The organism is Micromonospora sp. AMSO1212t (genome assembly GCF_008868145.1).
Taxonomy (GTDB): Bacteria; Actinomycetota; Actinomycetes; order Mycobacteriales; family Micromonosporaceae; genus Micromonospora; species Micromonospora tulbaghiae.
In genome coordinates, this window is record NZ_WBKS01000063.1 from 1 (window position 1) to 12,164 (window position 12,164).

Here is a 12,164-nt window from a genome sequence, read left to right on the forward strand (position 1 = left end):
TGGGAGCGCCCTCCATGGTGGGCAGGACCAGCAGGTACGGCTGCGCGGGGGCGACGTCCCCGCCCCCGCGCAGCCGTACCTGCTGGTCCTGCCCACCATGGAGGGCGCTCCCACGCCGGTGCCCTGGCCGGGCGCCGAGGGGCAGCCCGGCTGGGCCATTCCGGTCACCGTGCCGCCCGGCACCCAGGGGTACGCGTTGTTCCTCCCACTGGTCCCCGCGCCCGGCCAGCCGGTGGCGGCGGTGCCCGCCCAGGCGACGGCGCCCGCCGCCGAGCGCTCCCCGGTGGAGGGCGCCGGCCCAGCCGCCGCCGCGAGCGGTCCGGCCGCCGCCGCCCCGCCCACACCGGCCGAGGGCTCGGTCCCTTCCTCCGGCGCGGGCGGCCCGACCGCCGCGCCCGGGTCCACACCGGTCGAGGACGGTGCGACAGCAGCGACCGAGGCTGGGAAGCCCGCCGCCGACCGCCCGACGGGCGGAGAGCCTGTCGCCGCCCCGCCGGACGCCGTTCCGGCGGCTCGCCGCGAGCAGGCCGGCCCGGAGACTCCTGCCGGCTCCCCCGGCACGCCACCGGTTACCGGCCCGTCCGGCGCCACGCAGGCGCCTGCCGCCGGTGCCCAGACGCCTGTTCCCTCTCCGGGCGCGCAGCCTGCCTCTGGGGCATGGACCGCGCCGGGCGCGCAGCCGGCCTCCGGGCCGCCGCCCGCGCCGGGTACTCAACGCGCCCCGGGCACGCCGCCTCCGCACGGCGTCGGGCCGCCCGCGCCGCCGTACGCCGGCGTGGGTTGGGGTGGCCAGCCGCAGGCGCCGGGCTGGACGCCGCGACCTCCGGTGCCGCGGACCTCGTTCCTCGGCGCGAAGTGGCCCGGCCCGAAGGCGGCGACCGGGCGGGCGGCGCCGCTCGCGGTGCTGGCCGCCGCGGTCGGCAGCGCGGTCTTCGTGCCGCTGGGTCGCGTCGGCGTGGGCTGGTTCCTGGGGTGGCTCACGCTCACGCTCGCGGTGGTGCTGGCGGTCCGGTCTCGGACCGCGGATCTGCCGCGCGCCGACAAGCTCATCCGGGCCGGGTGGGCGGTGGCTGCCCTGGCCCTGATCGCCGTGCCGGCGTTCCGCAACGCCTGGTGGCTCGTGACGTTCTGCGTGCTCGGCGCGCTCGGCTGTGCCACCCTCGCGATCATCGGCGGGCGGCTGGTGCGCTCGATCCTGTTCGGCCTGGTGGCGACGCCGTTCGCGGCGTTGCGGGGCCTGCCCTGGGTACGCCGGCACATCACCGCCTCGCCGCAGGAGGCGACGGTGCGCAAGGTGACCGTCTCGGTCGTCGCCACGGTCGTGGTGCTCGTGGTCTTCGGCAGCCTGCTCGCGTCGGCCGACGCGGCGTTCTCCGAGGCGCTCGGCTCGCTCGTTCCCGAGATCAACCTCGGTACGGTGTTCGGCTGGCTGTTCCTGGCCGTGGTGGGCGGGCTGATCGCTGTCGCCGCGCTCTACACGCTCGCCGCGCCGCCGGATCTGTCCACGGTGGATCGCGCCGGTGAGCGCCGTCTCGGGCTGCTGGAGTGGGCCCCCGCCATCGGCGCGCTCACGCTGCTGTTCGCCGGGTTCGTGGCGGTGCAGTTCACCACGCTCTTCGGCGGCCAGCGGCACGTGCAGCGGGTCGCCGGGCTCAGCTACGCCGAGTACGCGCGCAGCGGCTTCTGGCAACTGCTGTTCGTCACGCTGCTGACGGTGGCGGTGCTCGGCGGGGTGAGTCGCTGGGCACGCCGGGAGCAGCCGGTCGAGCGCATCCTGCTGCGTGTGCTGCTCGGGCTGATCAGCGCGCTGAGCGTGGTGATCGTGGCGTCGGCGCTGTCCCGGATGTGGACGTACCAGAAGGTCTACAGCTTCACCGGCGAGCGGATCTTCGTGATGGCGTTCGAGATGCTGCTCGGCACGGTCTTCCTGATGATCCTCGCGGCCGGTGTCCGGTGGAAGGGCCGGTGGATTCCCGGCACCACGCTCGCGCTGGCGGTGGCGATGCTGCTCGGCCTGGCCGTGCTGAACCCGGAGGACTACGTCGCCCGCCGCAACACGCTGCGGTACGAGCAGACCGGCAAGATCGACGCGTGGTACCTGCGGGCGCTGTCCGCCGACGCCACCCCGGCGCTGGCCAAGCTTCCCGACCCGGTGCGCCGGTGCACGCTGAGCTGGATCGCCGACGACCTCGCCGGACCCGATCCCTGGTACGCCTGGAACCTGGGCCGCCAGCGTGCCCGCAAGGCGCTTGAGGAGGTCGGCCCGCAGGCGATCGGCGGCCCGAAGGACTGCCGCCGGGCGGACCAGTTCGACCTGCCGAAGACACGGCGTCCCCGCTGACGTCCCGGCCGGGGCGCGAATCCACGCGGCCCGGCCGGACCGTCAGGCCGGGCCGCCGCCGAAGCCGATCTCGTTGCCGTCCGGGTCGTGGAAGATCACCTTGCGGACGCCGTTGTCGTAGGTCTCCTGCGCGGCCGGTGTCAGACCACGGGCGGCGATCGCGGCCACGCGGGAGTCGAGGTCGTCGACGAAGACCGTCTGCATGGCGTGCCCGGCGTGCTCGGGCCGCACGTCGACGTAGAGGTAACGGTGCTCGGCCAGCTCCCACACCGCCTCGCTGTCGTCGGGCCGGAACTGCGGCGGGGCGCCGAACAGCCGCTCGTACCAGGCCGTCGCCACCGCGAGGTCGCGCACCGGGACGCCGGCGAACAGATCGACAGTCATCCGGCCAATCTAACCGGGTCGACGTGCCGGCGCGGGCTCACGCCGTACCGGCGTTTGAACGCCGTACTCAGGGCGAACGAACTTCCGTAGCCGACCCGCCGCGCCACCGCACCGACTGTCGCACCGGGCTCGCGGAGCAGGTCGGCGGCGAGCGCCAGCCGCCAGCCCGTCAGGTACGACATGGGCGGCTCGCCGACCAGCCCGGTGAAACGCCGGGCCAGCGCCGCCCGGGACATCCCCACCTCGGCGGCGAGCGACGCCACAGTCCACGGCCGGGCCGGGTCGTGGTGCAGCATCCGCAGCGCGCGGCCGACCACCGGATCGGCGTACGCCCGGTACCAGGCGGGCGCGGAGGCACCGGGCCGGGCGAACCACTCGCGCAACGCGGCGATGAGCAGCAGGTCGAGCAGACGGTCGAGCACCGCCTCCTGGCCGGGGTCGTCCTTGACGATCTCGGCGGCCAGCAGCGGCACCAGCGGCGTGTCCCAGGACTCGCGCCGGACCACCGCGAGCGACGGCAGCGCGTCCAGCAAGCGCTTCCCGACAGTCCCCCGCACCGGGTACGTGCCGGTGAGCAGCACGGTCCGGCCGTCCGGCCCGTTGCCCCAGGTGCGTACGCCCCAGCGCGTCATCGCGAACAGCTCGCGCCCGTCCGGCGTGGTGCAGCGCTGGCCCGGGTGCACCACCACCTGCGGCGCCGTGGCCGGATCGTCCGCCACGGTGTACGGGGCCGGGCCGCGCACGATCGCCACGTCACCGCCGGTCAGCCGCGCGGACTCGCCCTCCTCCGGCACGATCCAGCCGTCTCCGCGCACCACGGCGACGAGCGTGAGCGGCGCCTCGTCCCGGATCAGCATCGACCAGGGCGGAGTGAGGATCGAGCGCAGCAGGAAGGCGCCCCGCGCACGGGGACCGTCGAGCAGACCGGAAACGGCGTCCACGGAGACGATTGAACACAGGATCGCGCGTTCTGACCATGGGCCGTCTCACCGCGTGGCGGTTCGATGAGGACATGCGACTCGTACAACAACTGACGCTGGTCGGCGCCACAGTCGGGGCCGGGCTGATGGCGGGCCTGGTCGCCGCGTTCGCGTACGCCGTGATGCCGGCGCTGCGCGGCGCGGACGACCGCACGTTCGTGGACGCCATGCAGCGCATCAACGTCACCATCGTCAACGGCTGGTTCCTGCTGGCCTTCCTGGGTACGCCGGTGCTGGCCGCGTTCGCGGCGGTGCTGGCGTGGCGCGGGGCGGCCCGGCCGGCGCTGCCGTGGATCGTCGCCGGACTCGCGCTGTACCTGGTGATGTTCGTCGTCACCGTGGCGGTGAACGTGCCGCTGAACGACGCGCTCGCGGCGGCCGGGGTGGCGGATCCCGCTGCGGCGCGGGAGCGCTTCGAGTCCGCCTGGGTCACCTGGAACGTGGTGCGGACGCTGGCGAGCACGGCCGCGTTCGGCGCGCTGTGCTGGGCCCTGGTGCTCGCCGGCCGGGGGGCCGGTTGAGCGGATTCCGGCCGGTTCAGCCCATTGCCGGCCGGCACCACCCGGATTGCTGGCACACCGCCGGTGGGCCGGCGGTCATCAGCGAGGGCCGAAGACCGAGCCCAGCTTGGACAGCCGAGCGTTGTCCAGCTCCCACTGCAGCACGGTGTCGAGCGTGTCGAGTGCCCGCCCCTCAACCGATGCCTTTGTGCTCTGCAGGCCGTCGACCACCTCGGGCAGGGCCGCCACCACCGCTGCGGTGGCGGTCCGCATGGGCTCTTCGGCGCCGTCAGCCACGGCCCGGATCAGGTTCACCACCGGGATGCGGGCGGTGCCCGCGTACCGCCCCGCGATCCGCTCCAGGCCGGCCGGCATTCCGGCCCCCGCCTCCCGCGTGGCCGCGGACAGCCCGGCGAGGAGGAACTCGGCCAGTTCGCTGCGGCCCACGGCGAGACCGGGCAGCACCGCCGCGACCGCGGCCCGGGTCGCCGTCTCCACGGGCGTCTCGGCACCGCCGTCTTCCGGGGCGTCCGCCTGGTAGGCCAGCCGCCGCCGACCCGCGGTGCTCATCTGGAACAGCACCATGAGCGTCATCGCCCGGTAGAAGTCGCTCACCCCGTCGGCACCTGCCAGCGCGGCCAGCCGCGGCACCGCCCCCGGGGTGGCGGGCACCACCGAGCCCTGCGGGAACGCGTCGCTCGCGATCGCTGCGATCAGGTCGCCCACACCGTCGAAGGTGCGGCCCTCGAAGGGCACCACCTCGGCGGCCGCGCGAAGATCGGCGGCAGGACGACGGAAACCACCGCACTTGAGTCCGGGAGGCGCGGGCAAAGACGGCGCGACGGCGGTCTGCCCGCCGACGAGCTCCGCGCGGATCCGGTCGGCCTCGGCCCGGTCGAGCTCGTGCGCGAGGCCCTCCCGGGAGAAACGCTCGATCGCCTTGTCCGGAAACTGGCCGCACGCCGAGTTGACCTGCCCGCCGTACTTCCGGGCAATTGCCGCAACGGCCTTCTTCTCGGCCGGTGAGACCTCCAGCGGACCCTCGTAGGGCGGATCCACGGCCAGCGAGTGGACTCGCCACCAGCCGGCGAAGCGACCCTCCAGCGGGTCGGTCGGCACCTCCCGTACCGCGACAAGCAGGTGGCCGCGCTCGGCCAGCTTCTCGGCGACGGCACGGGCCGAGACCTCATCCGGCACCGTCACGACGAAGCGCATCTCACGAATCACGGCGGCATTCTATCGACGATGGGTCGGGCTGCCCGGCGTCGCTAGCGCCGGGCAGCCCGGTGCTCAGAGCAGCAGGGTGCCGCCGTGCACCTTGATGCCATACAGTGAGCCGTTGCGGTAGATCTCGAAGCCGCGCTGCCCCTTCGGGTATTTCTTCTTGCCGCCCGCCGCGGGAACCGCCTGCCGCCACTTCGAGCGTCCGGTGAGTCGGCCGCCGCGATCCCGGATCGAGTTCTCACACCAGGGGCAGACGTTGCGGCTCGCCGCGCCGTGCAGCGGCTCGTACTTCGAGTCCACAGCGTGCTTCAGGGCGTTCATCTCGGCGTGCAGGTCGTCGAAGTTGACCGCTTCTTCCTCGTTGCCGCGCAGCGCCGCCCTCTGCGCCGCTGTCAGTCCCTTGCCGTTGGCCGCGACCACGTCGACGTAGGTGACCGTGCCGTCCGGCAGCACCTTCTTGCTGCGAACGACCGCCGTCGTGCCGAGCTTCCACTGGAAGTAGCCCGCCGCGGTGCCGTCCCGGCGCAGGTCGTGCAGCTCCTTGGCTCGGTGCTCGAGAATCGAGCAGGCTTCCGCGTTGTGGACCAGGACCGGCGTGCCACCGGCGACGACGTAGTACGTGTCGATGTCGTCGACGTCGAGGTTGTGCACCGTGGCGACGGCACCGTAGGCGACCACCGCGATGACCGTGACGCGGGCGCCGTCCGGCGTGAGCAGTTGCATGCCCGCCTTCAGCGCGCCGGCGTCCAGCCACTTCCGCTCGTCTTCCACCCAGACCGGGTGACCGTCGGTGGCGGTCACGGTGCCGTCCTCGGCGCCGTCGCCGTCGGCGTCGATGGTGATCTTCACGAGCTGCTTCTCACCGGTGCCCGTGATCAGCGACGTGACGGGGCGGATGCCATCCTCACCGGTCTCCGGGTCCCGCGCGACGACCTGGTCGTCAACGTCGACGTCCTCGATCGGCTTGGTGCTGCCGTCGGCCATCAGCACCCGCGTACCGGGCAAGAAGCTGTTGCAGCCCTTGGCGAAGGCGCCCTTCGCGGCATTCTTCAACGACCCGATACCCCGTGCGGCGTTCTTGGCCTGCCGCACGCCGGGAACCATGCCGGCGATGCCCGACGCGCAGCCGCCGACGTCACCACCCACACAGGACTTGGCCGTGTCGATCGCCCCGGCGACGGCCGCAACCGCACCGGCCGCCGCGGCGACCACCTGCGCGGGCGGGGGCAACACCGCCGCGACCATCGCCACGGTGCCGGCCACCGACGCGATCGTGCCGGCGTTGTCGACCACCGCCTTGGTGGCCGCCTTGGCGCCGTTCGCCACCGCACTGGCCGTCTTCTGGATGCCATTTTTGATGGAACCCCAGAACAGGCCGTCCGGGTCGGAGAACGTCGTCGGGTTGTTGTTCGAGTACGCGTACGGGTGAAGCCGTTGCGGGTCGTGCTCGTCGATCTCGGGGTCGACCGAGATGAACGCGCCGGTTTTCGGGTCGTAGTACCGGGCGCCGAGCAGGGTCAGTCCGGTGGGATCGTTGATGCCGCCCACGAACCCGCGCTGACCCGAGGGCCACTGCGGGGTCGGCGATCCGTCGCGCGGGTTGCCGTACGGGTCGTTGTACTTGATCGTCGCGGCCCGGGTGACCGAGTTGACCGCCCAGGTCGCGGAGTCCTGGGCGTCCGACGCCAGCCAGATGATGTCGCCCTTGCGGCTGGTGGTGTCGGTCCGTGACGCGATCGTGTCACCGGCGTGCTCGTAGTACCGCGTGGCGCTGGTGTTCGTCGGCGACGAGGTGTACTCGTTGCCGAACAGGAAGGCGGTGGCCGCCCCCGTCGAGTCGATCCGCGCGATGCGGTTGCCGTCGACGTCGTACACCATCGTGGTGTCGCCCTCGGGCCCGCTGATCTTGGTCAGCTTGCCGTGCGGACTCCACTGGAACGTCTCGGTGCGGTCGCCCACCTTGCGGTACTTCAGGTTGCCCCGCTTGTCCCAGTCGTAGTGGTCGACCTGCTCACCGGTCGCAATGGTGCGCACGCCGTGCGGCTGCGCACCGGCCGCGTACCCGTAGATCGAGGTCTTACCGGTGAGCTTGTTGCTGGTGGTGGTCCGCGACCCGTGTTCGTCGAACGCCCAGGTCTTCCAGTACGGCGCCTTGCCACCCGCGGCAGTCGGGCCGGCGCACTCGGTGGCCACCTGTGTCCAGGCCTCCGTCAGGCGACGCAGGTGGTCGTAGGTGAAGCACTGGACGTCTTCCTCACCCGAGCGCGGGCTCTTGTCCGCGTCCACGGGCCGGTTGGCGATCGAACGGACGTTTCCGACCTCGTCGTAGTCGTACGCAACCGTGGCCACGTTCGGCACGCTGCCGTCGCGGTCGAACCGGAACTCCGACAGCCGTCGGGTGGCGTCGTCGTAGACGTAGTTCTGGTACGCCTGCGGCTTGTCCCCGACCGGCGTTCCGAGCCAGCGGTTGAGCACCTCGCCGTACGGCGAGTAGGTCGTCCGGTCGACGTACGTGCGGGCGGTGCCGGACGGCGAGGAGGTGCCCGCCAGCTTGACCACGTTGCCGAGGTCGTCGTACGTGCGAGTCAGGCCCTCCTTCTCCATCGGGCCGATCTTCGGCAAGCTGGAACGCAACGGCAGGCCGTTCGCGGTGTACGTGTACGTCGCGACGTAGGTGCCGGCGAGCCCTGTCAGCCCCGGCATCGCCGGGATGGCGACCTCCTCGTCGACGACCTGGTACGCGTCGCTGTACTCGAAGATCTCCTTGGTGAAGGAGTGCCCGTCGACGATCGACGTCGACTTGCTGAGGTGTCCCTTCGCGACGGTGTCGTAGGTCCACTCCGCCGCCTTGACGCCGTTGAACAGGCGCTGCTTCTGCCGGCCCAGCTCGTCGTAGGTGGTCGAGACCACGTCGCCCTCGGCGTCGGTCGACTTGGTGACGTCGTCACCGTTGTTGTACTCGAGCACCGTGGTGCCCTTGTCCGGGTCGACCGTCTTGATCTCACGACCGCGCAGGTCGTACTCGTACCGCCAGGTGAGGGCCCCCTTCACCACGGTCTCGACGTCGCCGCGCGGCGTGTACGTGTACGACGTCTTGTCGAACGGACCCTCCGGCTTGGGCCCGTGGAACTCCCGCTCCTCGATGACGTCGCCGTCGACGTTCTCGATGGTCGCGGTCGCGGTGCCGCCCTTCGGCGGTGTGACGGCCACCTGCCAGCCCAGCGAGCTTCCGCCGTACGCCGTGGTGGTGCCCCACTTGCGGACATTGTGCGACCAGAGCGCCTCCTCCACGACGCGGCCCAGCCGGTCGTAGGTCGACACGGTCCGGCTGCGGTCCTCGCCCGGTGTGATGTTCACCAGTCCGGGGCCCGGCCTGCCGAGGGCGTAGTTGCCGTCCGACTTGTACTCGACCTGACCGCGGTCGTTGTAGCCGGTGCCGGTGACCAGGCGGGCGTCCTTGCCGTCCTTGTCCTTCTGCGCGTCCTCCTGAACCTGCACCGACCGGTAGAGCGAGTCGAACAGGCCGACCTCGCTGATCTGGTTGTTGTTCGGGCCGAGCCGCTTGGTGGTCACCACCAGCGGCCCGTTGTTGCGGACCAGGTATGAGAACTCCAGGTTCGGCGTGACGGTCTTGGCTCGGCCGGGCAGCCAGACCTTCGCCAGCCGGCCCATCGGGTCGTGCTCCAGGTCGGTGCGCTTCTTGTTGGCGTCCAGGATCGAGGTGGGCGTGGCCCACGCCGGGTTCTGGTCGGTGATCACCTCGTGTTCGAGTGCGTTGCGCGTCCGGGTCTGGGTGACCGGGCCCGGACCCGCCGGGGTGTAGTACGTCTTGCTGGTCTTGCCGAGCGAGTCGGTGTTGCTGGTCGGCCGACCCAGCGCGTCGAAGGCCGCCCGCGTGGTCACCGTGTACTTCGGCGCGCCGTTCATCCACTCGTCGAGCGTGTCGACTCGGGTCGCCTTGCCCTTGCTGGGCACCGCGCCGTGTGTGTCCGACCCGTCGTAGTAGGTCTTGACGTCGGCGACGATGTCGGCCGGCCGGGACACGGTCGCGCCACAGGCCTTGGACACGGTCTCGCTCCGCGACACCAGCCCGCGCAACCACAGGGCTTCGTTCTGCACGTACGTGTTACGGGTGCACGACTCGTCGCCGGTCTTGCTTGTGTCGCCGAGTTCGTACGCAACCTCGGCGTAGCCCTCGTCGTCGTACGTCGTCCGGGTCTCGGTCTGCTCCCAGGTGCCGGGGGCGAGCAGCCGGCGCTCCTTCTTCACCGACGGGGCGATCTTGTACGCCCGGTCTGATCCGCCGGTACGCGTGCGGGTCGCGGTCTGCTTGACCCAGTACGACGTGATCGACGATTCGACGACCGCGGTGCCGTCGAGCGAGGCCACCTCGAGCGTAGAGCCGGCGAGCGCGGGCTGGTCGGTGTAGCTGGTGCCGGCCGAGTCGATGACCTGCACGCTGCGGGTCTTGTCGCCGGGCAGTGGCTGGTCGTCGAGGCCACGGAAGAACTGCTTGCGGGTGACCAGCGGAGCCTGCGTGCCGCCGACCGTGGCGGTCACCCGGGAGTAGCCGCGCCACTGACCGTACGTGCGGTGCTTCTTCTTGGTGAACTCGCCGTCGTCCCAGCCCCAGAGCACGTTGGTATTGGTGCCCTCGTTCGAGTACGCGTAGCGGGTGGTCACCGGCGGCTGGCCGGCGGTGTTCTCGTACGTGGTGACCTCCTTGACCACGTACTTGCGGAACCAATCCCTGGTCGGGTCCCAGTAGCCGTCCGGCGTCCAGTACACCGGGTAGCAGAGCCGGCTGTTGTTTTCCACGGCCGGCAGGTCGTTCGCGTCGCAGTCGGCATCCGAGTAGCTGACGAAAATGTCCGCGCCGGACTCGGTGCGGACATTCTGGATCCGCCAGCGGGAGAAGAACTCGGTGCCGGCGATCGCGTTGACCTGGTTGGCCAACTCGACGCCGGTGAACACCACCGGCGGGTCGGTGACGGTGCCACCGACGTGCCCGGCGTGCGTGATCGACTTGAGCCACAGCGACGCGGAGCGCGCCGCCTTGGGCGCCTTGAACTCCTGGTCGAGCGTCCATGACTCGACCGGGTCGAACCCGGTCGCGCTCGTGCGGATCTGAGTGGTGATCTTGGCGAGCCGCTTGATGGAGTAGAAGACCGGCGCGAGCTTGTCGGTGCACGGCTCGGCGGTGCACTCCTTGTCCCACGGCACGTCGGGCCAGTTCGCGGTGACCGGCTTGCCGTCGGAGTAGCACTCGGTCGCAAAGCACCGGTCCGCTGTGCTGAAAATGACCCGGCCGGTGGCCGCGACGTCCGGGTACGCCGTGTGCAGGCCGTACTCGATGCGCTCGAGGTTGCCGCCGCGGTCGAACGAGACGCGGTTGCTCTTGTCGCCGGCCGCGCCGTAGTGCCCGGTCTCCTTCTTGTAGAAGTAGCGGGTCATGTTGCCGTGGACGTCGATCTGCTTGTCCAGCAGCCAGCGCCAGACCTGCTGACAGGACGAGTCCTTGAACGCGTCGGCGTGGCAGTCCTCGCCGTCGTGGTTGCCGAAGACCGGCACCGACCACCGCGAGTTGGACGTGGCGACCTCGGCGGCGAAGAAGTTACGGGTGCCGTCCGGGGTCGTGATGATCCACCGCTCGGTGGTCGCGGTGCCCTTCTTGGCGGGCGAGCCCTCCAGCTCGACCTTCCAGTTGGCGTCCGCGGCGGGCCGCCAGGTGTCCGTCGCGTCGTCCTTGACCAGCGCCGTGTTCGTTCCGCTCAGCGAGACGGTGATGTTCGGCGACTTGTCCTTCCAGCACTGGTCGAGAGTCTTCTTGTCCTTGTTGTTCGGGTCTTTGCCGGCGACCTTGTCCACGTCGTCCTGGCAGGTGACGTAGCTGCGCTCGATGTAGCCCGGGGTGTAGTCCCAGCCGTCGCCGGCCCAGGACGCCTGGTTGTTGTTGCCCGCCATCCGGCCGTCGACCATCTGCGACGAGTAGTTCAGCGCGACGGCCGGCACCGGGCCGGGCGCCGGAGGCACGTTGATGGCGTTCGAGTAGTTGAACGCCCCGGAGCTGTCGCCGGCCGTCCACGAGCCGGACGCCTGCAGGTCGCTGGCCTTGTAGTCGCCCTCACCGGACTCGGTGTCCGCGGACAGGGCGAGCATGGTCGGCCCCGCCGCCGTCAGCGCCATCGGCGCCGCCAGCGTCGTCGCCTGCTTCGCCGTCTTCAGCGGCACCGCGTCCTGGCACTCCGCCTTCTGCGGGGTCGTCGCCGCGCACGCCGGCAAACGGCTCAGGTTGAGCCGGCCCGCCCAGCCGCCGCCGTACATCTGGCTGAAGCTGTCGAAGTCGACCTCGGTCTCCACGTCGCCGGGCTGGTCGCCCTCGACCGCGAGCACCGGGCCGCTCAACCCCAGCTTGGTGGACTGCTCCTCGGGCAGGGACGTGACCCGCACCCGGTCCGGCGCCTTCTTGCCGGGTATGGCCTTGACCCGCACCATGATCGAGCCGGCCTTGCCCTCGACCGCCCGGCCGGCGGCCCCGGCCAGGACGATCTCGGTGGAGCCGGCGGCGGGCCAGCGGCCCTTCTTCGGCCCCTTCCAGGCGCCGCCGTCGGCGGGCAGCGGGACCGGGTCGACCTTGACGGTGCCGAAGTTGGTGGCGGCCACGGACTGGCTGTCCCGCTCGCCGTCCAGCGCCTCGGCGACCCAGTTGTAGGTCAGGAATGAGGTCAGCATCAA

General features: G+C 71.3%; 6 protein-coding genes. 2 read left to right on the forward strand and 4 right to left on the reverse strand.

The genetic code is table 11. The features are described 5' to 3' along the window. Nucleotides 1-97: 97 nt before the first annotated feature. Nucleotides 98-2,341, forward strand: coding sequence for a DUF4153 domain-containing protein (locus F8279_RS30315; protein WP_225853311.1), 2,244 nt, complete (start codon nucleotides 98-100; stop codon nucleotides 2,339-2,341). A gap of 42 nt (nucleotides 2,342-2,383) precedes the next feature. Here F8279_RS30315 and F8279_RS17185 read toward each other — a convergent pair whose 3' ends face one another. Both F8279_RS17185 and F8279_RS17190 read right to left on the reverse strand, forming a co-directional pair. Next, the gene (locus F8279_RS17185) at nucleotides 2,384-2,725 is read right to left on the reverse strand and encodes a VOC family protein (protein ID WP_091418830.1); all 342 of its coding nucleotides are present in this window, start codon (nucleotides 2,723-2,725) and stop codon (nucleotides 2,384-2,386) included. Beyond that, nucleotides 2,722-3,666: an AraC family transcriptional regulator gene (locus F8279_RS17190; RefSeq protein WP_091418827.1), complete on the reverse strand. Its 945-nt coding sequence runs from the start codon at nucleotides 3,664-3,666 to the stop codon at nucleotides 2,722-2,724. Before F8279_RS17190 ends, F8279_RS17185 begins: the two co-directional genes overlap by 4 nt. A gap of 71 nt (nucleotides 3,667-3,737) precedes the next feature. Between F8279_RS17190 and F8279_RS17195 the strand changes: the two genes are divergently transcribed. Then, entirely contained in the window at nucleotides 3,738-4,226 is a 489-nt protein-coding gene (locus F8279_RS17195; RefSeq protein ID WP_175438687.1) for a DUF1772 domain-containing protein, read from the forward strand. A 78-nt stretch (nucleotides 4,227-4,304) separates the two neighbouring features. On the opposite strand, the gene F8279_RS17200 is transcribed toward F8279_RS17195, so the two are convergent. Beyond that, the gene (locus F8279_RS17200; RefSeq protein ID WP_139135447.1) at nucleotides 4,305-5,432 is read right to left on the reverse strand and encodes a hypothetical protein; all 1,128 of its coding nucleotides are present in this window, start codon (nucleotides 5,430-5,432) and stop codon (nucleotides 4,305-4,307) included. Between the two features lie 63 nt (nucleotides 5,433-5,495). Further along, nucleotides 5,496-12,161 carry a polymorphic toxin-type HINT domain-containing protein gene (locus F8279_RS17205; RefSeq protein WP_151500476.1) on the reverse strand — a complete coding sequence of 2,222 codons (6,666 nt, stop codon included), beginning with the start codon at nucleotides 12,159-12,161 and terminating at the stop codon, nucleotides 5,496-5,498. Nucleotides 12,162-12,164: the final 3 nt, after the last annotated feature.

What these genes read in the sequence shown, in the direction of transcription:
- F8279_RS30315 (WP_225853311.1), top strand. Translation starts at nt 98, where the DNA reads ATGGAGGGCGCTCCCACGCCGGTGCCCTGGCCGGGCGCCGAGGGGCAG.
- F8279_RS17185 (WP_091418830.1), bottom strand. Translation starts at nt 2,725, where the DNA reads ATGACTGTCGATCTGTTCGCCGGCGTCCCGGTGCGCGACCTCGCGGTG.
- F8279_RS17195 (WP_175438687.1), top strand. Translation starts at nt 3,738, where the DNA reads ATGCGACTCGTACAACAACTGACGCTGGTCGGCGCCACAGTCGGGGCC.
- F8279_RS17205 (WP_151500476.1), bottom strand. Translation starts at nt 12,161, where the DNA reads ATGCTGACCTCATTCCTGACCTACAACTGGGTCGCCGAGGCGCTGGAC.